This is a genomic window from Sphaerisporangium fuscum (genome assembly GCF_018531465.1).
Lineage (GTDB): Bacteria > Actinomycetota > Actinomycetes > Streptosporangiales > Streptosporangiaceae > Sphaerisporangium > Sphaerisporangium fuscum.
The window spans coordinates 434,061-454,207 of the sequence record NZ_JAHDTF010000004.1 but is presented as its reverse complement, the minus strand read 5'-3'; the positions used below and the strand labels follow the sequence as shown (position 1 = coordinate 454,207).

Below are 20,147 nucleotides of genomic sequence, written 5' to 3'. Positions count from 1 at the left end.
GAGAGTGCTCGATGTCCTCCGTCGTCCTTCCCCACGACGTCACCGGCTCCGGGCCGCACCGCGTGATCGCTCTGCACGGCTGGTTCGGCGACCGGAACGCCTTCGCCGGGATCCGCCCGTACCTCGACGGCGACACCTTCACCTACGCCTTCCCCGACTACCGGGGGTACGGCGAGGCGCGCGACATCGCCGGCGAGTACACCGTCGCCGAGACCGCGGGTGACGTGATCGCGCTCGCCGACAAGCTCGGCTGGGAGACGTTCTCGCTGGTCGGCCACTCGATGGGCGGCAAGGTGATGCAGCGGGTGATGCTCGACGCGCCGGGCCGCGTCAGCAGGCTCGTCGGCGTCTCGCCGGTGCCCGCCGCCGAGGTGCCCTTCGACGAGCAGGGCTGGGCACTGTTCTCCGGGGCCGCCGACGAACCCGGCAACCGGCGCGCGATCATCGACCTGACCACGGGCAACCGGCTCCCGGCCAGGTGGCTCGACGAGATGGTGGAGAACTCCCTGCGCGTCTCCACCGTGGAGGCCTTCCGCGCGTACCTCGACGCCTGGGCCCGCACCGACTTCCACACCGAGGTCGAGGGCGACGCCACGCCCGCGCTCGTCATCGCCGGCGCGCACGACCCGGCGCTGTCGGCCGACGTCATGCGGGCGACGTGGCTGCAGTGGTACCCGAACGCCGAGCTGGTGACGTTCCCGGACGCCGGCCACTACGCCATGGACGAGACACCGCTGGCCCTGGTGTCCGCCGTCGAACGTTTTCTCGCCGTCTGAACTTCGCACGAGGGGGCCGCCCATGCCCGACACGTACACCCTGGACGTGTTCGATCCGAACATCTACGCCCACGGCATCCCCCACGACACCTACCGCCGGCTCCGGGACGAGCACCCCGTGCACTGGCAGGAGGAGCACGAGGTCGACGGCTGGCCCGCCGGCCCCGGGTTCTGGGCGGTGACGCGCCACGAGGACGTCGTCCACGTGCTGCGCACCCCCGCCGAGTACAGCTCCTGGGTCGGGGCCACCCAGATCCGCGACCCCGACCCCCAGGACCTGCCGTTCATCCGGCAGATGATGCTCAACATGGATCCGCCGGACCACGGCCGGCTCCGGCGGATCGTCTCGCGCGTCTTCACCCCCCGCCGCGTCGAGCGCTTCGCCGCCGACGTCGCGGCGCGGGCGCGGCTGCTGGTCGACGAGATCGCCGGGCGGGGCGAGTGCGACCTGCCGGTGGACGTGACCGACGAGTACCCCATCCAGAACCTCGCCGACCTGCTCGGCATCCCCGCCGCCGACCGCGGCCGCATCCTGGCCTGGACGAACCGGGTCATCGGCTACCAGGACCCCGACCACGCCGAGGGCGCCGCGCGGGTCAACCCCCGCTCCCCCGCGATGCTGGCCGACATGTTCGAGTACGCCCACTCGCTGGCCGACTTCAAGCGGCGCAACCCCGCCGACGACGTGATGACGGCGCTCGCGACGGCCGAGGTCGACGGCCAGGAGCTGAGCGACGCCGAACTGTCGATGTTCTTCTTCCTCCTGGTCATCGCGGGCAACGACACGGTGCGCTCGGCCCTGCCGGGCGGGATCCTCGCGCTGCTCGACCACCCAGGCGAGCACCGCCGCCTGCTCGCCGACCCCGGCCTGCTCGACCCGGCCATCGAGGAGACGCTGCGCTGGCACCCGCCGGTGCTGAGCTTCCGGCGCACCGCCGTGAAGGACACCGTCCTGGCCGGGCGGCCGATCGCCGCCGGGGACAAGGTCGTGGTGTTCCACGCCTCCGCCAACCACGACGAACGCCACTTCCCGGACCCGATGCGGTTCGACATCACCCGGCGACCCAACGACCACGTGGCGTTCGGCGACGGCCCCCATGTGTGCCTGGGCGCGCACTTCGCCCGCCTCCAGTTGCGCACGTTCTACCGGGAACTCCTCTGGCGGCTGCCGGACCTCGAGCTCGCCGGGCCGCCCGCCCGGCTGGTGTCCAACTTCATCGCCGGGGTCAAGCACCTGCCCGTCCGCTACACCCCGGCACCGCGGCTCGGCACGCCATGACCGTGACCGACGGCTCCGCGTACGCGGCGGGCTCCAAGACCATCGACACCGGGCTGCGGCTGCTGGAGATCCTCCGCGACCATCCCGACGGCCTGACGATCACCGAGCTCGCCCAGGTCGCGGAGGTGCACCGCAACGCGGTCTCCCGCCATTTGTCGGCGCTCGGCAAGCACCGCCTGGTCGCCCGGATCGGGAACCGGTTCACCCTGGGGCTCGGCATCGTCGAGCTCAATGCCGCCGTACGGCACCGGCTGCGTTCCGCGGCGGCGTCCGCGCTGCAGGAACTCGCCGACACCTGCCTCGCGACGGCGTTCATCACCGTGCTCGACGCCGACGAGGACCAGGCGGTCGTGCTGACCGTCGCCGAACCGCGCGGCTCCAGCATCCATGTGGCCTACCGCGCCGGCAACCGCCATCCGTCCGACCGGGGCGCGTCCGGGATCGCGATCCTCGCCGGCCGCCCGCCCCGGCAGGGGGAACGGGCGGAGATCACCAGGGCGCGCGGCCTCGGCTACTCGGTCAGCTCGGGTGAGCTGCAGCCGGGCGCGTGGGGCGTGGGCGCGCCGATCTCCCCGGCCGGGCGCCCCGCCGAGGCCAGCGTCGGCATCGTGACCATCGGCGAGCGGGACGAATGCCAGGTCGCCCCGCTGGTCCTCGGCACCGCGTCCCGCATCGCCCACCTCCTCTGAGGACTCCCCGCCGGTCCGCTGGACATCGGTGCGAGACTTGTCGAGATCACTTTTGTGGCACGGGCGAAAGAACGACGCCACAGGTATCTCGGTTGCCCTGTGAGCTGTCCGCCCGGCCGCTGAAAGGTAACTTCCCCACCTTCACGGAGACGGCCGATGAGCCAGGCGAGACACACGGAACGCGACACCCCGGTGGTCGCGGGAATGTACGACTACTACCTCGGAGGCACCGCCAACAGCGAGGCGGACCGCGCCGCGGTCGAGGAGATCCGGAAGACGTGCCCGGAGATCATCGACGCGGCGTGGGCCAACCGGGGGTTCTTACAACGATCGGTGAAGAGGATGGCCGCCGAGTGGGGCGTCCGCCAGTTCATCGACATCGGCGCGGGGCTGCCCACGCAGCGCAACACGCACGAGGTCGTGGCGGAGGTCACCGCCGGCGGCCGTGTCGTCTATGTCGACAGCGACGAAGAGGTGATCGCCCGCGGGCACGACCTGCTGGCCGGGGTGGACGGCACGGCGGCCGTCCACGCCGACATCCGCGACCCGAAGGGCATCCTCGGGCATCCGGACACGCTGCGGCTGATCGATCTCGACGAGCCGGTCGGGCTGCTCCTGGTGGCGGTGACGCAGTTCGTGCCCGACGCCGACGACCCGTGGGCGGTGGTGGCGAGCTACGTCGACGCGGTGGCGCCGGGGTCGTACCTCGCGCTTTCGGCGCCGACCTCCGACTTCCAGGCCCCGCGCATCGTCGACTCGGTGGTGAAGGTGTACGCCGCGACCCCCACCCCGGCGAAGGCCCGTTCCCGGGAGGAGATCCGGCGCTTCTTCGACGGGCTGGAGCTCGTCCCGCCGTACGAGGGCGGCGAGCCGGGGCTCACCTACGCGGGCCTGTGGGGCGCCGAGGACGTCGAGGCGGCCGACAGCGACGGCTCCCGCTGGTTCTACGCCGCCGTGGCGCGCAAGCCGTGACACGGGGAGAGTTCAGAACATCCGAGGCCGGCAAGCCGTCCGTGGAGGACCTCGGCGTCGATCCGGGTGAGCTGACCTGGCGGCGTTCGGGCGAGGGCGCGGACGCCATCGAGATCGCGTTCGTGCGCGCCGGAGGCGAGCAGTGGGTCCTGATGCGGGTGGCGGCGCACCCCTCCGGGCTGGTCCACGTTTTCAGCGCCCACGAGTGGCGCTGTTTTCTCGACGGTGTCAGGAACGGTGAGTTCGATGACGCGGCGCTTTGAAACTGACATATCCCCACAAAGCTCGCACATTCGGATACGCGAGATACGGATCTGCCGGAAAAACATCTGTGATTCACAATTTAAGGCGGGCTATGCTGACCGCACGGTCTTGTCAAGAGGAGGAGCCTGGTGAGCGACGCTTACGGCGCCACCATCGCCAAGCGGCGGCTGTCCCGCCGCCTGGCCGAGCTCCGCACGGCGAGCGGCTACACCGCCAACCAGGCCTGCGACAAGCTCAACTGGGGCCGCGGCAAGGTCGGGCGTTTCGAGGCGAACGCCTGGCGGCTGCCGCAGTTGAGCGACGTGCGCGACCTGCTGCGCATCTACAGCGTCGACGACGAGGAGCGGGAGCGGCTGGAGAAGCTGGCGCTGCTCGCCCGGAAACGCCAGTGGTGGCGTGAATACAGCGACGTGTTCGACGAGTCCGAATATCCCGGGTTCGAGGCGGACGCGGCCCGCATCTGCGTCTACATGCCGTTGATCCTCCCCGGACTCCTCCAGACCCCGGCCTGCATCGACGCCTACATGCGGGTCGGGACCAAGTCCGAGCAGTGGCGCGAGCGGGCGCTGGAGGCGCGGCTGCGGCGCCAGCGCATCCTCGAGCGCGACGACGGCACGGCGCCCGAGCTGGTCGCCGTGATCACCGAGGTGTCGCTGCTGTACCGGTGGGGCACGCAGGCCGAGCGGCGCGCCCAGATGGAGCACCTGGTCGAGATGAGCCGCCGCCCCAACGTCACGCTCCAGCTGCTGCGCGCCGCCGATGGGCCGCATCCCGGCATGTCGTCGCTGATCAGCATCTTCGACTTCCCGGGTGACGAGCCCAGCATGGTCTACCTGGAGAACGACATCGCCCTCGAGCAGGTCAACAGCGTGAGCGAGGTGGACGCCTATGCCGTGATGTTCGACCGTATCCGCAAGGCGGCGCTGGACGGTCCCGCGACGACCGCCCACCTGAAGCGACTCGCAGAAACCCTGGAGTGAACCATGATCGACCTGTCTCGGGCCAGGTGGCGCAAGGCCGCCGCGTCCAACGGAGCCAACACCGGCTGCGTCGAGGTCGCCGGGAACCTGCCCGGCGTGGCGGCCGTGCGTGACAGCACCCGCCCCGACGCGGGCGCCCACGTCGTCAGCCGGTCCGCGTTCGCGGCCTTCCTGGCCGACGCGCGGGCCGGCCGCTACGACCTTCCGTAGCGGCCGTCCGGCGATCGGCTCGATCCCCCGGGGTGGCGGCCCCGGGGGATCTTTGTATGTACCGCGCCTGTCTCGAGGCGTGATGGCACGATACAACTTCTTGATCGGGGTCCCTCGCCCTGGCGTGCGCTTTCCGGAAAGATCGACCTTTTTCGTCGACCGTGTTGTCAGCCAACTATGCACTCACTAATCTGTGTTTCACAGATATGAGAATACGAAAGCCCGGTATCACACTTCGGGAGTCCACTCCGAGCCTTTCACGGCGGAGCGCGAAAACCGGATGTGAGCACTGCGCGGGGTTTTCGCCAAGGTGTCACCGGAAGTACGGCTGGCAGCGCACGACGGTTCGCACACCGATGTCGCCTCCTTCCGTGTGGAGGTGCGATCCGCCCGGATCCGCCTTCCACGTGTTTCAGGACCATCGCGATCCGTGGGAGCTGTGATGACAACGACCTTGACGGAGGCGGCGCCGATGGCAGAGCCGGGAATTCACTGCCACGCATGGGCCCTACCCTCCGGCGACACCGGCCCCGGTGTCGCCAGAGGCCTGCTGCGTGACACGCTGAGGCAGTGGCGCCTCCCCGATGAGCTGATCGACGACGCCGTGCTGGCCGTGAGCGAGCTGACCGCCAACCTCGTGCAGCACGTGATGAGCAAGCACCACGACCTGCGCGACCGTTCCCCCGAGCTGTGGCTCTACCGCAGAGGCGCCGGCGAGCGGGACCAGATCGTCTGCAAGGCCTTCGACCCGCTGCGCGACTGGGCGCCCGACACGCCCGCGGACGAACTCGACGAGCACGGCCGGGGGCTCTCCATCGTGGACGCCGTCGTCACCGACTGGGGGTGCCATCTCACGCGGTCGATGCTCGGCGGCCCCGGACGGTCCGTCCCCGGCAAGGCGGTGTGGTTCGCGATCGACGCTCCCCTGGCCCCCGAGCCCACGGTGGCGTGGACGGCGCCGGAGGCGGCGCGCCTGCTCCAGCGGGCGCTCGTCACCCGCGACATTCCCTGCCGGCGCGACCAGGACGGCGGCCGCGCCGTCGTCTCCGTCTTCGACGGCCCCATCGTCCGGTGCGAGGAACGGACCTTCACCTGGATGCTGGGCCGCGAACTCACGCGACGTCCCTACGGCGAGCTTGTCGAGGTGACCGAGCGGCTCGTCCAGATCCACGAGCAGCGCACCGCCCGCACCGCGGGATCCTCCACCCGAGCCTCCGTTAATACGAAAGAAGGTTGATTAAGTAGGATTACCAGGCCAGACAGCCTGACATGGAGGTGACGGTGCGAGAGCAGAACGGCGACTCCTCGCTGCTGCGCAAGCTCAACTCGGCCGCCATCCTGCGCGGCCTGCGCGAGGCCGAGGTCGCGACGCTCTCCGAACTGGCGCGGGTGGCCCGCGTGTCCCGGGCGACCGTCGAGGTCATCGTCGACGACCTGGTCAGCGAGGGCTGGGCCGAAGAATGCGACGAGGAGCCCGGCGACCGCCAGCGCGGACGCCCGGCCAAGCGGTTCCGGTTCCGCGCCTCGGCCGGCCAGGTGGTCGGCGTGGGCATCGGCACGTCCTGGCTGCGGGCCATGGTCGCCGACCTCAACGGCACCGTCCTGGTCAGCAGGAAGGCACCCAACTACGAGGCGATGCCGGCGCCGGACCGGCTGACGGCCATCGCCGACCTGGTCGACGCGGCGGCCGCCGAGGCCGGGCTCACCGTGGCGCAGCTCGCCGCGGTCGGCGTCGGCACCACGGGCGTGGTCGACGGCGAGGGCCGGGTGGTGAAGAGCATCGTCCTGCCGAACTGGACCGGCGTACGGCTGCAGGCCGAGCTGGGACGGCGGATCGCGGCGCCGGTGCTGGTCGAGAACGACATGCGGCTCGCGGTGCTGGCCGAGCACTGGCGCGGGGTGGCCCAGGGCCGCAACGACGTCGTCTACCTGTTCACCAGCCCGAGGCTCGGGCTGGGGCTGCTGATCGGCGGCCGTCCGCACCGGGGCGCGCACGCGGCGTCGGGCGAGATCGGGCGGCAGGCGGGCGACCACTGGCAGGCCTTCCGGCACGTGGCCGACTACGCCATGGCGGTGGAGCCCGGCGAGATGCGCACGCCCAAGCAGGCGGCCCAGTTCGCCGTCGACCGGGCGCGGGCCGGGGACGAGCAGGCCGCGCGGGTGATCCGCGACTTCGCCCGCCACCTCGCCATGGGTCTCCTCACGCTGGTCAATCCCCTCGACCCCGAGATGGTGGTGGTCGGCGGCAGCCTGTCCCGGGCGGGCGACCTGCTGGTCGAGCCGATCCAGGAGTACTTCGACGAGTTCTGCCTCTACCCGCCGCTGGTGGTGGCCTCGGAGCTGGGCGGCGACTGCATCACGCTCGGCGCGGTCAGGTGGGCCCTGAACCACGCCGAGGCCCGGCTTTTCTCCTAGGACGTCACAAAAAATCTGTTGCGGCGCTGTCTCGAACCGGTCACTGGCGCGCATCAGGTGCTCACTTCTGCCCGATTAACCCTAGAAGGTTTCATATTTGAGCGTTAGCCTCTGCTCACTCGTCCAGCCCGACAGATGGGGATGACATGACTGGCAGGGTGATGGCGCTCCTGTGCGCCGGAGCGATGGTGGCCGGACTGGCCGCCTGCTCCTCTTCCGGTGACGGCTCCGACGGCCCGGTCACGCTGACCTACGGCTACTGGGACAACCAGAACCAGAAGCAGGCAGTGGACAAGATCATCGCGACCTTCGAGAAGTCCCACCCGAACATCAAGGTGAAACCCCAGTTCACCCCCAACAAGGAGTACTGGACCAAGCTCCAGACCGCGGCGGCCAGCGGCAGCGCCCCCGACGTCTTCTGGATGAACGGCCCCCGCATCGGCCTGTACGCCTCCCAGGGCGCCCTCATGCCGATCTCGGACCGGATCGCGAAGGACAAGCTGGACATGTCGAAGTTCCCGCAGTCCCTCAACGAGCTCTACACGCTGGAGGGCAAGCAGTACGGCATCCCCAAGGACTTCGACACCGTCGCGCTCTTCTACAACAAGGACCTGTTCGACAAGGCCGGCGTGAAGTACCCCACCGCCGACTGGACCTGGGACGACCTGCGCGCCGCCGCCGCCAAGCTGACCGACTCGGCCAAGGGCGTGTACGGCATCGGCGCCCCGGCGTGGAACCAGACCCAGTACTACGACACGATGTACCAGGCCGGCGGCTACGTGATCTCCCCGGACAAGAAGAAGTCGGGCTTCGGCGACCCCGCCTCGATCCAGGGCCTGCAGTTCTGGAAGGACTTCCTCGACAAGAAGCAGTCCCCCACCGTGCAGCAGATGACCGACACCGACCCGACCGTGATGTTCCAGAACGGCAAGCTGGCCATGTTCTACGACGGGTCGTACGACTCCAGCTTCTACTACCGCACCCAAGGCCTGAACTGGGACGTCGCGCCGATGCCGAAGGGCCCCAAGGGCAACCAGAGCATCATCCACGGCCTGGCCAACGTCATCTACGCCAAGACCAAGCACCCGGACCAGGCGTGGGAGTTCGTCAAGTTCCTCGCCTCGGAGGAGGCCAACCGCATCCAGGCCGAGACCGGCGCGGTCATCCCCGCCTACGAGGGCATGGCCGACACGTGGGTCAAGTCGATGCCGGGCCACAACATGCAGGTCTTCGTCGACGCGCGCGACGGCGCCGTCCCGTACCCGATCTCCAGGAACACCGCCGCCTGGGCGCGCCCCGAGGTCGACGCGATCACCAAGGCCTTCACCGACGGCCAGCAGGTGGCGCCGATCGCCCAGCAGTTCGCGGCCACCATGGACGCCGCCCTCGCGCAGGAAAAATGAGCACACTGGAGAAGGCGGTCGCCGTCCGGGCGGCCGCCGCCCCAGTCGCCCCTCGCAGGCTGCGCGACCGCGAGTGGGTGTGGGGCTACCTGATGATCGCGCCCCTGGTGCTCGGGCTCGGGATCTTCTACCTGTGGCCCATGGTCCAGTCGGTCTACTACAGCTTCACCGAGTGGACCCTGTTCGGCGACTCCAGCTGGGTCGGCCTGGACAACTACACCAAGCTCGTCTCCGACCCGAGCATCGGCAAGGCGCTGAAGAACACCTTCATCTACGCGGGGCTCACCCTTCTCGGCATCCCGCTCGCCGTCGTGGTCGCGGCGCTGCTCAACGCCAAGGGCCTCAAGCTGGTCGGCCTGTACCGCACCCTGTACTTCCTGCCGGTGGTCACCATGCCCGCCGCCGTCGCCATGCTGTGGGCCTGGCTGTACAACGGCGACTACGGCCTGATCAACTACCTGCTGTCCCTGGTCGGCATCCACGGCAAGGCCTGGGTGTCCGAGCCCTCCACCGCGCTGTACGCGATCATCGTCGTGGGCGTCTGGAGCAGCCTCGGGTACAACGCCGTGATCTTCATGGCGGGCCTGCAGAGCATCCCGGAGCACCTGTACGAGGCCGCGTCCATCGACGGCGCCGGCCGGATCAGGCAGTTCTTCCGGATCACCCTGCCGCTGCTGTCACCGAGCGTCTTCTTCGTCTCGGTGCTCACCGTGATCAACGGCCTGCAGGTGTTCGACATGTTCTTCCTGATCTTCCGCAAGGGCAGCCCGGCCCGCGAGGACAACCAGAGCGTCGTGTCGCTGTTCTTCTCCTACGCCTTCGAGGACGGCGCCAAGGGGTACGCCGCCGCGCTCGCGGTGGTGCTGCTGGTCATCACGCTGGTCCTCACGGTCGCGCAGTTCCGGCTGCAGAGGAGGTGGGTGCACTATGCGGGCTAGACGGCTGTGGCCGGTCCACGTGGTGCTGGCCGTGGGCGCGGCCGCGATGGTGATGCCGTTCTTCTGGGAGGCCCTCACCTCGGTCAAGACCTTCACCGAGTCCACCAGGATCCCGCCGGTGTGGATCCCGTCGTGGGAGTGGTCGAACTTCGCCAAGGTCTTCCAGGACACACCGTTCCTGCGCCAGTTCTGGAACACCGTGGTCATGACCGTGATCAGGACGCTGGGGCAGCTGCTGTTCTGCTCCATGGCGGCCTACGCCTTCGCCAGGCTCCGCTTCCCCGGCAGGAACGCCATCTTCGTCACCCTGCTGTCGGTGCTCATGGTGCCCGGCCAGCTCTTCCTCATCCCGCAGTACCAGATCGTGGAGAGCCTCGGCTGGCTGAACACCCTGCCGGGGCTGATCGCACCCGGCCTGTTCAGCGCGTTCGGCACGTTCATGCTGAGGCAGTTCTTCCTGAGCCTGCCGTCCGACGTGGAGGAGGCCGCGCGGATCGACGGCGCGCACCCGTTGCGTATCTTCTGGAGCGTGGTGCTGCCGCTCGCCAAACCCGGCCTCATGGCCCTGGGCGTGCTGACCGTGATGTGGTCGTGGAACGACCTCATGTGGCCGCTCATCGTCAACACCGATCCCGAGCAGATGCCGCTGTCGGCCGGGCTCTCCTCCCTCCAACAGGACCACGTCAACGACTTCCCGGTGCTCATGGCCGGGTCGCTTTTGGCAAGTCTGCCGATGATCGTGGTATTCGTCGTGATGCAGAGACAGATCATCCAGGGCATCGCGTTCACCGGTTCGAAGTGAAAGGACACCAGTGGAAGACCTGCGCATCGGAGTCATCGGCCTCGGCCTGCGGGCGAGCCTCGCCCTCGCGGCGCACCGGCCAGGACGGGGCACGGTCGTCACGGCGCTGTGCGACTCCGACCCCGCGGTGCTCAAGCGCCAGGCCACACGGTTCGAGGCCTCGTTCCTCACCGAGGACTACCGGGAGCTGCTCGACCGGCCGGACATCGACGCGATCATCGTCCTGACGCCCGACGACACCCACGAACAGGTCGCGATCGACTGCCTGGAGGCGGGCAAGGCGGTCTACCTGGAGAAGCCGCTCGCCATCACCGTGGAGAGCTGCGACGCCATCCTGCGCGCGGCCCGCCGTACGGGGACCCGGCTGTACGTCGGGCACAACATGCGGCACATGGGCGTGGTCCGCCTGATGCGCGAGGTGATCCAGCGGGGCGACATCGGCGAGCCCAAGACCATCTGGGTGCGCCACTTCGTGTCCTACGGCGGCGACTACTACTTCAAGGACTGGCACGCCGACCGCACCCGCACCACCGGCCTGCTCCTGCAGAAGGCCGCGCACGACCTCGACGTGATCCACTGGCTCGCCGGCGGCTACACCACCAGGGTCAACGCGTTCGGCGACCTGATGGTGTACGGCGACCTGCCGCGCCGCGCGCCCGGCACGCCCCGCCCCGAGGGCTGGCTGGAGGAGTACCAGTGGCCGCCGACGGCGCGCAGGGACCTCAACGACGTCGTCGACGTCGAGGACGTGTCGGTGATGAACATGCGCCTCGGCAACGGCGTCATCGCCGCCTACCAGCAGTGCCACTTCAGCCCCGACTACTGGCGCAACTACACCGTCATCGGCACCGAAGGCCGCCTGGAGAACTTCGGCGACGGACCGGGAGCCGTGGTCAAGGTCTGGAACTCCGGCCCCGGCGACTACCGGGAGGACTGCGACATCACCTACCGGGTCCCGGAGGCCATGGGCGGCCACGGGGGCGCCGACCCGCGGATCATCGCGGAGTTCGCCAGGTTCGTCCGGGAGGGCGGCGCCACCGACACCTCGCCGGTCGCGGCACGCATGAGCGTGGCGGCGGGCTACATGGCCACGATGTCCCTGCGCGACGGCGGGACACCGTACGACGTGCCGCCCCTGGACCCGGAGCTGATCGAGTACTTCGACCGGGGCCAGCAGCCCAGCCACTGACCCGCCCACCGCCGATCGTGACGTCGGTGAACCTCACCCCACCGACGTCACCGATCCGTTCACCGTCGCCGTCCATCCTCCATCCGGAGGCGACCCGGCAAGCTGTGGACAGCATACCTACCGGTCGGTATCTTGACCGGCATGACGCTGGAACGCCGTACCTGGCGCACCCTGGAACCGTTACACGGCATGATCTACTTCTCCCCCGAGGCGAGCGCCGCCTACGAGCGCCTCGGGCTGACCGACCGGATGGGGTACTTCGCCTCCCGGGCGGCCGCTCTCGGCCCGGTTCCGGCGGAGGTGGTGATCGCCACCTTCTACAACTTCAACCCGGCCCTTGTACGGCAGGCGATCCCGGCGGCCTGGCAGGTCGCCTCTCCGGCGGACATCATCGCCGCTCGGCTCGGCTCGGTCGACGCGACGCTGCGCCGCGTGCTCGGCGACGTGGTGGATTCTCCGGAGATGTCGCGGGCCGCCGGCCTGGCCGTCCGCGCGGCCGATGCCGTCGCCGGTGACCTCCACGGCCGGCCGCTGTACGCCGCGCACGCCGCCCTGCCCTGGCCGGACGCTCCCCACCTGGTGCTCTGGCACGCCCAGACCCTGCTGCGGGAGTACCGCGGCGACGCCCACCTCGCCACCCTGCTGGCCGCCGGGCTCAGCGGGATCGAAGCCCTCGTCACCCACGCGGCCACCGGGGCCGTCCCCGCCGAGGTGCTCCGCGTCACCAGAGGCTGGACGGAAGCGGACTGGGCGACGGCCGTCCAAGGGCTGGAAGAGCGCGGCTGGCTCCGCGACGGCGGCCTGACCGAGGAAGGCGCGAAGCGGCGCACGGAGATCGAGGACGGGACGGACCGGCTGAGCGCGACGCCCTACGCCGCGCTCGGCGCCGACGGCTGCGAAGAGCTGCGCTCCCTTGTGCGTCCGTGGAGCAAGCGACTGGTCGCCGAGCTGATGCCCTGGGCCGCCTGACGGGCTGGAGTCGCACGTTCCGCTGACCGCCCGAGGGCGCGCGGAAACGACCGTGGGCACCTTCCGTTGCCGGAAGGTGCCCACGTTGCCGGTGCGCCGCCAGGGACTCGAACCCCGGACCCGCTGATTAAGAGTCAGCTGCTCTAACCAACTGAGCTAGCGGCGCATGACCTCTTCTAGATTAGCGGCATAAAGAGGGTGCCCGTGACATCCCGGCCGCGCAACCGGGAGGGTTTTCTCCTTCCGGATCGGGCCGTTCCGGCCGTCCCAGGGCGGGGTCACCGCTCGGACAGGTCGTCCTGTCCCCGCTCGCATGTTTGCCGCACGACCGGCGGGTAGTGCGGATGGAGTCCCCCGACGAAGTCCAATCGAAGGGAGAACGAGAAATGCGACAGGATCTCTGGTCCTACAGTCCGACCGTCACGGGAGCCCACCAGAGCTTCGACGTGGTCGGATATCACGTCGAGGCGACGGACGGGAAGATCGGTTCGGTGGACGAGGCGACCTACGAGGTCGGCGAGAGCTACCTGATCGTGGACACCGGTCCGTGGATCTTCGGCAAGAAGGTCATGCTGCCGGCCAGCACGGTCACGCAGATCGACCCGCAGGAGAAGAAGGTCTACGTCAGCCGGACGAAGCAGGAGATCAAGGACGCTCCCGAGTTCGACGAGTCGACGTTCAAGGAGCCCGATTACCGCGACCAGCTCGGCGAGTACTACGGCCGGTTCCCCTACGGCCCCGGCACCATCTAGACCAGCTCACCGCAGCACGTGGAGGCCGCGCCTTTCGGGGCGCGGCCTCCTCGTTTTCCGGTCAGTACGAGGGCCGGGGATCCCGGCCCTCGTGGGTCGCCGTCCCTGCCTTCAGGGCCACTTGGTGTCGGCGTCGTCGGGCGGTGGCTTGGGGCACGCCACGCCGAGCCGGTCGAGGAGGGTCAGGAAGGTGGACGCGTACGGCGAGACCGACGCGGCGATGGCGACCCGGTCCCAGTCGACCTGCTCCCTGAGCGCTCGCACCTGGGGCAGGATCGACCCGTAGTCGCAGGCGTGCTCGGACATCGGCAGGATCCACGAGATCACCAGGTCGGTGGCGTTCAGGACCGGCAGCGTCAGCGCCGCCGTGTTGATCATGTCGGCCCTGGAGATCATCTCGGGCGTGACGGGGCGGTCCTCGATCCTGAAGATCAGGTCGACCAGCCGGTCTCCCTCGTCGAAGGCCTTGACCAGCCAGTCCTCGGGCGGCTTCTCCGTGCGGAACCCCACCTGCCTGAGCGTCTCGAGCGCGCGGGGGACGTCCTCCTCCACGAGCACGAAGTCGACATCGTGCAGTGACGGAGCCGCTCCCCTGGCATAGGCCGCGCATCCTCCGGCGAGGGCGAATCTCACCCCCTCCGCCTTCAGGACCGATCCCGCACGCTTGAGCGTGTCGATGATCGCGTCAGTGACCTCATGCGTATGACTTCCCACGCCTCACCCCCATAGAGAAGGATCTCCTCTACCCGCCCCTTTCCACGTCAAACGGAGGGCATGGTCGCGCCCTCCTCGGGTATTCGGCGCCTTATGACCAACAATTTCACGGACACACTTCGTAAGGAGGAACAGGCCTACGAGAACGGAGCCGATCGGCCTCTCGGGTCCTACCTGCGCGTCCTTGGTGTGTACGGCGGTGCGGTGGCGGGTCTGCTCGCCCTCGGCAAGCTGACCGGCACCCGGGCGCCTGAACGGATCGCCCCGATGGACCTCCTCCTCATGGGACTGACTACTCACCGGATGTCCCGGACGATAACCAAGGATCCGGTCACAAGTCCGCTTCGTGCACCCTTCACACGGTACGCCGGTGTGAGCGGCCCTGCCGAACTGAGGGAGGAGGTCCGCGGCCACGGCATCCGTCATGCCGTCGGCGAGCTGCTGACCTGCCCGTTCTGCATCGCCCAGTGGGTCGCCACGGCGTACGCCGCCGGGATGGTCTTCGCGCCCCGCTTCACCCGCCTGGCCGGGGCCACCATGACCGCGGTCGCCATGTCGGACTGGCTTCAGCTCGCCTACACGCGGCTGATGAAGACCGCCGAGGCGCCCAGGGAAGTGAAGGAAGGATGACGGAGACCCTGTTCGGCACCCCCTTGAAGGTCCTGCAGGCGAGCCGCTACGGAAAGTGGTTCGGTCTCACCGTCCTCGGCCTGGTCGTCTGCACGCTTCTCAGCGTGGTGGCGGGGCTGCTCGGGTCGGTGTGGCTGACGGTGCTGCTCGGCGTGCTGGCGTACGTGGCGCTGGCGCTCGCGCTGTTCAGCGTGCGGCGCGCGACGCGGTCCTACCGGCGCAAGAGGAGCCTGCGGCACCTATGACCGTGAGCGACATGGCCGGACCTGAGTCCGAGGAAAGCCACAAGGAACGAGTCGACCGCGAGCTGGGTGAGCTGCTGCAGGGGCTCCGGGTGGCCGCCACCGGAGTGCAGGTCCTGTTCGCCTTCCTGCTCACCCTGCCCTTCTCCACGGGCTTCGGCAAGGTGGACCAGGCCGGTCGCTGGCTGTTCTACGTGGCGATGTTGAGCGCTGCCGTCGCGTCGATCTGTTTCATCACCCCGGCGACGCAGCACCGGATCCTGTTCCGCAGCTCGCTGAAGGAGCTGATGCTGCACCGCGCGAACGAGCTCGCGGTGGTCGGCGGCATCGCGCTGGCCATCTCCATGACCTGCTCGACGGGGCTGGTGGTGGAGGCGTTCCTCGGCGTCCTGCCGGCGGCTCTGCTGGCGGGCGGCGTGGCGGGGCTGAGCGGGTGGCTGTGGTTCATTCAGCCGCTGCTTTCCAAGCACAGAGGAACAAGGGAACGCTGAGCCGAAACGACAGGACGGGCGCCCCTCCCGGGCACGGGAGGGGCGCCCGTTTTCGTTGACGGTTCGGCGGCCGTTACCAGGCCGTTAGCAGCGCAATACAAAGAGTTGATTCAAGGGGACGTTAAGAGGGGATTTGTCAGGGCAGAGCATGCGCATGGCTACACTACTTTGGCTCATCGCCGTCGTCCTCGTCATCGCCGGGATCTACGTCATCCTGGCCCGTCGCGATCTCCTCTGGGGGATCGTCCTTATCGTCCTCGGGTTCCTCATCGGCCCGGGCGGCGTCAGCATTTTTCATCCATAGCGGCACTCCGAAGAAGAATCACGCGGGACATGGAAACGGCGGGCCGGCGCATGCGGCCCGCCGACCGCATGTTTTGCCCCGGATAATCATTCCTTTTCGCCTCCAGAGCCCATAAAACGGAAACGGCCGGGCGCGAGACCCGGCCGACCGTAACGGCGTCAGCCGCCTTCCTCCTCGCCGCCCAGGCAATACACCGCGTACGCCCTGCGCAGCACGGGGAGTGCGACGTTGCGGACCCGCACACCGCCCGGCGTCAGCCCCTTCTCCACACCGGCGTGCGCGTGTCCGTGGATGAAAAGGTCGGCGCCTTCGGCGTCGACGGCCTCGGCCAGCAGATAGCTCCCGAGGAACGGGTAGATCTCCAGCGGCTCGCCCGCCAGGGTGTCCTTGACCGGCGAATAGTGGCTGAGCACCACCCTGTGCTCGGTGTCCAGGCCCTTGAGCGCCTTGTGCCAGAGCTCGGAGATCTCCCTGGTGTGCCGGATGAAGGACTTCATCTGCGGCTCGCCGAACTCGCTGGCGCACTTGCCCGCGAACCCGCCGCCGAAGCCCTTGCCACCCACGACGCCGAGCGGCGTGCCCTTGCAGTCGATGACCGTCGAGTCGTCCTGCAGGACCTGGATGCCGGCGTCGCGCAGCAGGGCCACGATCTCGGTCTCGGCGTCCGACTGGTAGTCGTGGTTGCCCAGTACCGTCACGACGGGTACGGGCAGGTCGCGCAGCTCGTCGGCCACGACCCGGCCCTCCTCCGGCGTGCCGTGACGGGTGAGGTCGCCCGCGATCAAAAGCACGTCGGCCCGCTCCTCGATGCCGTCGAGCCTCTGGCGATATCTGCCACGGATGTCCTCACCAAGGTGGATATCGCCGACAGCCGCCACTCTGATCTTCACAGGGTCTCCTCCTCACCGGGTTCCCGCACCTCGATCACCGTGACCTCGTTGTGCACCTTGAGGCCGGGCGCGTTCTCCACGGCCACGGCCTCGACAAGGCGCCGGCGCTCCGGAGCCTCCACCTGGCCGCGCAGGAAGAGCTGGTCGCCGCGGATGTCGACCCGTATCCCCATCTCGTTGGTGCGTTCGTCCTCCACGAGCGCCCTTTGCACCCGTGCGGCGACGTAGTGGGGAGCGTCATAGTGCGAGGCGGCGTGGTGCGGCGCATGCGGAGCCTCGTGGGACATGTCTACCCCCTCCGTTCGAGTACAGGTTTCGCCTTGCCCGCCTGACCGGGGGCGAAACCGGAGAGAGGTTTGGTCCTCCAGCCTCAGGATAGACGTTGGGGAAAATCCGCCTGGCAAGGAAGGCGTCGTGAACTTACGTCCCGCCGAAGCGGCGACCCACCGTCCCGCCCGAGGCGCGCAGCCCCCCGGCCCGGCCCACGCCGAGGCCCTGGACCAGTGAGCCTCGCCCTGGTGCTGCGCGCACGGGGCATCGGCGGGCTGCTGACCGCCGTACCGGCCCTGCGCGCGCTGCGGCGCGGCGGCCTGGAGGTCGTCCTCGCCGCGCCCGGGGAGCTCAGGGAACTGGCGCCGCTGACCGGCGCGGTGCGCGGCCTGCTGGCCACGCGGGGGCTTGAGGAGCTCGCCTGGAGCGGACGCCGGCCCGACCTGGCGGTGAACCTGCACGGCCCCGGCCCGAGGAGTCACCGCCTGCTGATGGCCGTACGGCCGCGGCGCCTGTGGGGATTCGCCGGTCCGGCCCTGCCGCATCTGAGGGGGCCGCGCTGGCACGAGCACGAGCACGAGGTGGAGCGCTGGTGCCGGCTCGTCAGCTGGTACGGCTCGCGCCCCGACCCGGACGATCTCGGCATCGCCGTCCCCCGCTGCCCGAATCCCGCGCCGGGCGCGGTGGTCGTCCATCCGGGCGGCGGGGAGGTGGCGGGCCGCTGGCCGGCCGAGCGGTTCGCGGAGGTGGCGCGGGCCATGGCGGCGGAGGGGCTGCCCGTCGTGGTGACCGGCAGCCGGCGGGAACGTCCGCTGGCGCTGCTGGTCGGCACCCGGGCCCGGCTGAACCCGCGCCGCGTGCTCGCCGGGCGCACTTCCCTGGCCGAGCTGTGCGCGCTGGTCGCCGGGGCCCGGCTGGTGGTCAGCGCGGAGACCGGGGTGGCCCACCTCGCCACGGCGTACGACACGCCGTCGGTGGTGATCTTCGGGCCGGAATCCCCCGCCCGCTGCGGGCCGCCCGCGGACCGGCCCTGGCACCGGGTGCTGGCCAGGGGCGCCGACCGCGGGGCGGTGAGCGTGGAGGAGGTCGTGGCCGCGGGGCGCGAGGTGCTCTCCGTCCCGGTCTGCTCCACGGCCCCGTCCGGCCGGCGGTGAGGTTTGGGGAGGCCTGTCGACGGTAGCTGCAAGGGAAGCCGCTTCACCGGCGGAAGGGGACTGCCACTTTGTCCCATCGAGCATACGGAGCGCACATGACGTCGGATTTGTCGGGTATGGGGAATGTTCACCGGAAAGGGGGGCCGATGATGTACGAGACTCCGGAACAGCGGTCCGAGACTGGCAAGCCCATGGTCCAGGCGACGCCCCGTGACGTCATCCACATCCGCCTGGCGTCGTTCGTCATCTTCTTCGCGGTGGCGGTGGGCGTCCTGACGCTGATCGTCAAGGCCTACGTGCTGACGGCGGTGCTGGCCGTGATCGCCGTGATCGCCGTGATCGACGTACTGTTCGCCGTCCGCCGGCAGCGCCGCCTCGGCCGCGGACCACGGTCCACAGGGTGAGAGGGAGCCGACATGTTGAAGGACAAGGTGGTGGTCGTCACCGGCGCCAGCGGCGGCGTGGGCCGCGCGGTCGTCCGGATCCTGGGCGAGAAGGGCGCGAAGGTCGCGCTCATCGCGCGGGGTGAGACCGGCCTCGCGACCGCGGCCACCGAGGTCGGCGCCGAGGGCGGCACCGCCAAGGTGTTCCCCGCCGACGTCGCCGACCACGAGCAGGTCGAGGCGGCGGCCGAGAGCATCGAGAAGGAACTCGGGCCCATCGACGTCTGGATCAACGTGGCGTTCTCGTCGGTGTTCGCGCCCTTCACCGAGGTCGAGCCGGAGGAGTTCGAGCGGACGACGGCGGTCACGTATCTCGGCTACGTCTGGGGCACCCGGGCGGCACTGCGCCGCATGCGCGCCAGGAACCAGGGCGTGATCGTGCAGACCGGCTCGGCCCTGGCCTACCGCGGCATCCCCCTGCAGTCGGCGTACTGCGGCGCCAAGCACGCCATCAAGGGCTTCACCGAGTCTGTGCGCACGGAGCTCCTCCACGACCACAGCGACGTGAAGATCACGATGGTGCAGCTCCCGGCGGTGAACACCCCGCAGTTCGACTGGGTGCTCTCCCGGCTGCGCCGGCACCCGCAGCCCGTACCACCGATCTTCCAGCCGGAGGTCGCCGCGCAGGCCATCGTGTACGCCGCCGAGCACCCCTCGCGACGGGAGTACTGGGTCGGCGGCAGCACCGCGGCGACGATCGTCGGCGAGCGGATCGTCCCCGGGCTGATCGACCGTTATCTCGGCCGGACCGGCGTCAAGTCGCAGCAGACCAGCGAGAAGCAGCCCACCAGGGTGGCCAACCTGTGGGAACCGGCCGACGAGAACCGCGACTACGGCGCCCACGGCAGCTTCGACCGGCGATCCAAGAACCGCAGCCTCCAGGTGTGGCTGTCGCAGAACCGGGGCCTCGTCGCCGCCGGCCTGGCCGGGGCCGCCGCGGCGACACTGGCCGTCCGCGCCGTCCGCCGCTGAGTCGCGCACGCACGCCGGTCGCCGAGGGCGGCCGGCGTCCTCATGCGGACGTCCGGCGCCGTCGAGCGTCGCCATCGTCGTCGCCGCCCAGGCCCTCCACCGTGGTGATCGCCGCGTCCTGGACGGCGACGGTTGTCGACCTCGGTCAGCGGGAAGCCGAGGCCGGCACCACGAGAACCGGAACCACCACCTGTGGTGGGCCGAGACCTACGACGGCCCGGACGAGGAGGCGTACGGCCGGTCGTCCAACGTGGAAGACGCCGACCGGCTGACGGAAGCGGGCGGGGGCGGGAGCGTGGTGGACGCTCCCGCCCCCGCCCGTCGGTCCGGGTGCGCCGTCAGCCGCCGCCGTCGTGCGCGGCCGGGGCCTACGGCGCCCGAGCGGCCCGGGGGTGGGTG

Annotated in this window: 25 protein-coding genes and 1 tRNA gene; 22 read left to right on the top strand and 4 right to left on the bottom strand. The window is 69.6% G+C overall.

All coding sequences use genetic code 11. The features are described 5' to 3' along the window. The first annotated feature begins 11 nt into the window (after nucleotides 1-11). From KIK05_RS07190 to KIK05_RS07125, 14 genes are all read left to right on the top strand, one after another. Nucleotides 12-776 carry an alpha/beta fold hydrolase gene (locus tag KIK05_RS07190; RefSeq protein ID WP_214409750.1) on the top strand — a complete coding sequence of 255 codons (765 nt, stop codon included), beginning with the start codon at nucleotides 12-14 and terminating at the stop codon, nucleotides 774-776. A 22-nt stretch (nucleotides 777-798) separates the two neighbouring features. Further along, on the top strand, nucleotides 799-2,055 hold the full coding sequence (locus tag KIK05_RS07185) for a cytochrome P450 (RefSeq protein WP_214409749.1): 1,257 nt from the start codon (nucleotides 799-801) through the stop codon (nucleotides 2,053-2,055). A 2-nt stretch (nucleotides 2,056-2,057) separates the two neighbouring features. Continuing rightward, nucleotides 2,058-2,744: an IclR family transcriptional regulator gene (locus KIK05_RS07180; protein WP_214409748.1), complete on the top strand. Its 687-nt coding sequence runs from the start codon at nucleotides 2,058-2,060 to the stop codon at nucleotides 2,742-2,744. Nucleotides 2,745-2,900: 156 nt separating this feature from the next. Next, on the top strand, nucleotides 2,901-3,716 hold the full coding sequence (locus KIK05_RS07175) for an SAM-dependent methyltransferase (protein ID WP_214409747.1): 816 nt from the start codon (nucleotides 2,901-2,903) through the stop codon (nucleotides 3,714-3,716). 41 nt (nucleotides 3,717-3,757) lie between these two features. After that, on the top strand, nucleotides 3,758-3,979 hold the full coding sequence (locus KIK05_RS07170) for a DUF397 domain-containing protein (RefSeq protein ID WP_214409746.1): 222 nt from the start codon (nucleotides 3,758-3,760) through the stop codon (nucleotides 3,977-3,979). Nucleotides 3,980-4,108: 129 nt separating this feature from the next. Then, nucleotides 4,109-4,960 (top strand): helix-turn-helix domain-containing protein, encoded by an 852-nt coding sequence (locus KIK05_RS07165; RefSeq protein WP_214409745.1) that lies wholly within the window; start codon nucleotides 4,109-4,111, stop codon nucleotides 4,958-4,960. Nucleotides 4,961-4,963: 3 nt separating this feature from the next. Then, the gene (locus tag KIK05_RS07160; RefSeq protein WP_214409744.1) at nucleotides 4,964-5,170 is read left to right on the top strand and encodes a DUF397 domain-containing protein; all 207 of its coding nucleotides are present in this window, start codon (nucleotides 4,964-4,966) and stop codon (nucleotides 5,168-5,170) included. 442 nt (nucleotides 5,171-5,612) lie between these two features. After that, nucleotides 5,613-6,407, top strand: coding sequence for an ATP-binding protein (locus tag KIK05_RS07155; protein WP_214409743.1), 795 nt, complete (start codon nucleotides 5,613-5,615; stop codon nucleotides 6,405-6,407). A gap of 44 nt (nucleotides 6,408-6,451) precedes the next feature. Then, the gene (locus KIK05_RS07150; RefSeq protein WP_214409742.1) at nucleotides 6,452-7,585 is read left to right on the top strand and encodes an ROK family transcriptional regulator; all 1,134 of its coding nucleotides are present in this window, start codon (nucleotides 6,452-6,454) and stop codon (nucleotides 7,583-7,585) included. Nucleotides 7,586-7,731: 146 nt separating this feature from the next. Next, nucleotides 7,732-8,988: an ABC transporter substrate-binding protein gene (locus KIK05_RS07145; RefSeq protein ID WP_214409741.1), complete on the top strand. Its 1,257-nt coding sequence runs from the start codon at nucleotides 7,732-7,734 to the stop codon at nucleotides 8,986-8,988. After that, on the top strand, nucleotides 8,985-9,926 hold the full coding sequence (locus tag KIK05_RS07140) for a carbohydrate ABC transporter permease (protein WP_214409740.1): 942 nt from the start codon (nucleotides 8,985-8,987) through the stop codon (nucleotides 9,924-9,926). Before KIK05_RS07145 ends, KIK05_RS07140 begins: the two co-directional genes overlap by 4 nt. Then, nucleotides 9,916-10,728: a carbohydrate ABC transporter permease gene (locus tag KIK05_RS07135; protein WP_214409739.1), complete on the top strand. Its 813-nt coding sequence runs from the start codon at nucleotides 9,916-9,918 to the stop codon at nucleotides 10,726-10,728. Before KIK05_RS07140 ends, KIK05_RS07135 begins: the two co-directional genes overlap by 11 nt. 10 nt (nucleotides 10,729-10,738) lie before the next feature. Continuing rightward, nucleotides 10,739-11,917: a Gfo/Idh/MocA family protein gene (locus KIK05_RS07130; RefSeq protein ID WP_214409738.1), complete on the top strand. Its 1,179-nt coding sequence runs from the start codon at nucleotides 10,739-10,741 to the stop codon at nucleotides 11,915-11,917. A 141-nt stretch (nucleotides 11,918-12,058) separates the two neighbouring features. After that, nucleotides 12,059-12,886: an SCO6745 family protein gene (locus KIK05_RS07125; protein WP_214409737.1), complete on the top strand. Its 828-nt coding sequence runs from the start codon at nucleotides 12,059-12,061 to the stop codon at nucleotides 12,884-12,886. A 92-nt stretch (nucleotides 12,887-12,978) separates the two neighbouring features. On the opposite strand, the gene KIK05_RS07120 is transcribed toward KIK05_RS07125, so the two are convergent. Continuing rightward, nucleotides 12,979-13,052, bottom strand: a tRNA-Lys gene (locus tag KIK05_RS07120). A gap of 220 nt (nucleotides 13,053-13,272) precedes the next feature. Between KIK05_RS07120 and KIK05_RS07115 the strand changes: the two genes are divergently transcribed. Further along, on the top strand, nucleotides 13,273-13,638 hold the full coding sequence (locus KIK05_RS07115) for a PRC-barrel domain containing protein (protein ID WP_214409736.1): 366 nt from the start codon (nucleotides 13,273-13,275) through the stop codon (nucleotides 13,636-13,638). Between the two features lie 111 nt (nucleotides 13,639-13,749). On the opposite strand, the gene KIK05_RS07110 is transcribed toward KIK05_RS07115, so the two are convergent. Beyond that, nucleotides 13,750-14,352: a nucleotidyltransferase family protein gene (locus KIK05_RS07110; protein WP_214409735.1), complete on the bottom strand. Its 603-nt coding sequence runs from the start codon at nucleotides 14,350-14,352 to the stop codon at nucleotides 13,750-13,752. 60 nt (nucleotides 14,353-14,412) lie between these two features. Here KIK05_RS07110 and KIK05_RS07105 point away from each other — a divergent pair, with 60 nt between their 5' ends. From KIK05_RS07105 to KIK05_RS07090, 4 genes are all read left to right on the top strand, one after another. Continuing rightward, on the top strand, nucleotides 14,413-14,982 hold the full coding sequence (locus tag KIK05_RS07105) for a DUF1360 domain-containing protein (RefSeq protein WP_308249790.1): 570 nt from the start codon (nucleotides 14,413-14,415) through the stop codon (nucleotides 14,980-14,982). Beyond that, nucleotides 14,979-15,227: a hypothetical protein gene (locus KIK05_RS07100; RefSeq protein ID WP_214409734.1), complete on the top strand. Its 249-nt coding sequence runs from the start codon at nucleotides 14,979-14,981 to the stop codon at nucleotides 15,225-15,227. Before KIK05_RS07105 ends, KIK05_RS07100 begins: the two co-directional genes overlap by 4 nt. An 11-nt stretch (nucleotides 15,228-15,238) precedes the next feature. Next, nucleotides 15,239-15,715 carry a DUF6328 family protein gene (locus KIK05_RS07095; protein ID WP_250562319.1) on the top strand — a complete coding sequence of 159 codons (477 nt, stop codon included), beginning with the start codon at nucleotides 15,239-15,241 and terminating at the stop codon, nucleotides 15,713-15,715. Between the two features lie 154 nt (nucleotides 15,716-15,869). Next, complete coding sequence (locus KIK05_RS07090; RefSeq protein WP_214409732.1) at nucleotides 15,870-16,019, top strand: GPGG-motif small membrane protein; 150 nt, start codon at nucleotides 15,870-15,872, stop codon at nucleotides 16,017-16,019. A 158-nt stretch (nucleotides 16,020-16,177) separates the two neighbouring features. Here the strand turns inward: KIK05_RS07090 and KIK05_RS07085 are convergent, their stop codons facing one another. Both KIK05_RS07085 and KIK05_RS07080 read right to left on the bottom strand, forming a co-directional pair. Beyond that, nucleotides 16,178-16,909, bottom strand: coding sequence for a metallophosphoesterase family protein (locus KIK05_RS07085; RefSeq protein ID WP_214409731.1), 732 nt, complete (start codon nucleotides 16,907-16,909; stop codon nucleotides 16,178-16,180). Then, a complete protein-coding gene (locus KIK05_RS07080) occupies nucleotides 16,906-17,196 on the bottom strand; it encodes a BON domain-containing protein (protein WP_214409730.1) in 291 nt (96 codons plus the stop codon). Before KIK05_RS07080 ends, KIK05_RS07085 begins: the two co-directional genes overlap by 4 nt. A gap of 216 nt (nucleotides 17,197-17,412) precedes the next feature. On the opposite strand from KIK05_RS07080, the gene KIK05_RS07075 reads away from it, so the two are divergent. The 3 genes from KIK05_RS07075 (at nucleotide 17,413) to KIK05_RS07065 (ending at nucleotide 19,748) form a co-directional block, all read left to right on the top strand. After that, complete coding sequence (locus KIK05_RS07075; RefSeq protein WP_214409729.1) at nucleotides 17,413-18,333, top strand: glycosyltransferase family 9 protein; 921 nt, start codon at nucleotides 17,413-17,415, stop codon at nucleotides 18,331-18,333. Between the two features lie 146 nt (nucleotides 18,334-18,479). Continuing rightward, nucleotides 18,480-18,737 carry a hypothetical protein gene (locus KIK05_RS07070; protein ID WP_214409728.1) on the top strand — a complete coding sequence of 86 codons (258 nt, stop codon included), beginning with the start codon at nucleotides 18,480-18,482 and terminating at the stop codon, nucleotides 18,735-18,737. A 12-nt stretch (nucleotides 18,738-18,749) separates the two neighbouring features. After that, entirely contained in the window at nucleotides 18,750-19,748 is a 999-nt protein-coding gene (locus KIK05_RS07065) for an SDR family oxidoreductase (RefSeq protein WP_214409727.1), read from the top strand. The last annotated feature ends 399 nt before the right edge of the window (nucleotides 19,749-20,147 follow it).

What these genes read in the sequence shown, in the direction of transcription:
- KIK05_RS07190 (WP_214409750.1), top strand. Translation starts at nt 12, where the DNA reads ATGTCCTCCGTCGTCCTTCCCCACGACGTCACCGGCTCCGGGCCGCAC.
- KIK05_RS07185 (WP_214409749.1), top strand. Translation starts at nt 799, where the DNA reads ATGCCCGACACGTACACCCTGGACGTGTTCGATCCGAACATCTACGCC.
- KIK05_RS07175 (WP_214409747.1), top strand. Translation starts at nt 2,901, where the DNA reads ATGAGCCAGGCGAGACACACGGAACGCGACACCCCGGTGGTCGCGGGA.
- KIK05_RS07160 (WP_214409744.1), top strand. Translation starts at nt 4,964, where the DNA reads ATGATCGACCTGTCTCGGGCCAGGTGGCGCAAGGCCGCCGCGTCCAAC.
- KIK05_RS07155 (WP_214409743.1), top strand. Translation starts at nt 5,613, where the DNA reads ATGACAACGACCTTGACGGAGGCGGCGCCGATGGCAGAGCCGGGAATT.
- KIK05_RS07145 (WP_214409741.1), top strand. Translation starts at nt 7,732, where the DNA reads ATGACTGGCAGGGTGATGGCGCTCCTGTGCGCCGGAGCGATGGTGGCC.
- KIK05_RS07140 (WP_214409740.1), top strand. Translation starts at nt 8,985, where the DNA reads ATGAGCACACTGGAGAAGGCGGTCGCCGTCCGGGCGGCCGCCGCCCCA.
- KIK05_RS07135 (WP_214409739.1), top strand. Translation starts at nt 9,916, where the DNA reads ATGCGGGCTAGACGGCTGTGGCCGGTCCACGTGGTGCTGGCCGTGGGC.
- KIK05_RS07125 (WP_214409737.1), top strand. Translation starts at nt 12,059, where the DNA reads ATGACGCTGGAACGCCGTACCTGGCGCACCCTGGAACCGTTACACGGC.
- KIK05_RS07115 (WP_214409736.1), top strand. Translation starts at nt 13,273, where the DNA reads ATGCGACAGGATCTCTGGTCCTACAGTCCGACCGTCACGGGAGCCCAC.
- KIK05_RS07105 (WP_308249790.1), top strand. Translation starts at nt 14,413, where the DNA reads ATGGTCGCGCCCTCCTCGGGTATTCGGCGCCTTATGACCAACAATTTC.
- KIK05_RS07100 (WP_214409734.1), top strand. Translation starts at nt 14,979, where the DNA reads ATGACGGAGACCCTGTTCGGCACCCCCTTGAAGGTCCTGCAGGCGAGC.
- KIK05_RS07095 (WP_250562319.1), top strand. Translation starts at nt 15,239, where the DNA reads ATGGCCGGACCTGAGTCCGAGGAAAGCCACAAGGAACGAGTCGACCGC.
- KIK05_RS07090 (WP_214409732.1), top strand. Translation starts at nt 15,870, where the DNA reads ATGGCTACACTACTTTGGCTCATCGCCGTCGTCCTCGTCATCGCCGGG.
- KIK05_RS07080 (WP_214409730.1), bottom strand. Translation starts at nt 17,196, where the DNA reads ATGTCCCACGAGGCTCCGCATGCGCCGCACCACGCCGCCTCGCACTAT.
- KIK05_RS07070 (WP_214409728.1), top strand. Translation starts at nt 18,480, where the DNA reads ATGATGTACGAGACTCCGGAACAGCGGTCCGAGACTGGCAAGCCCATG.
- KIK05_RS07065 (WP_214409727.1), top strand. Translation starts at nt 18,750, where the DNA reads ATGTTGAAGGACAAGGTGGTGGTCGTCACCGGCGCCAGCGGCGGCGTG.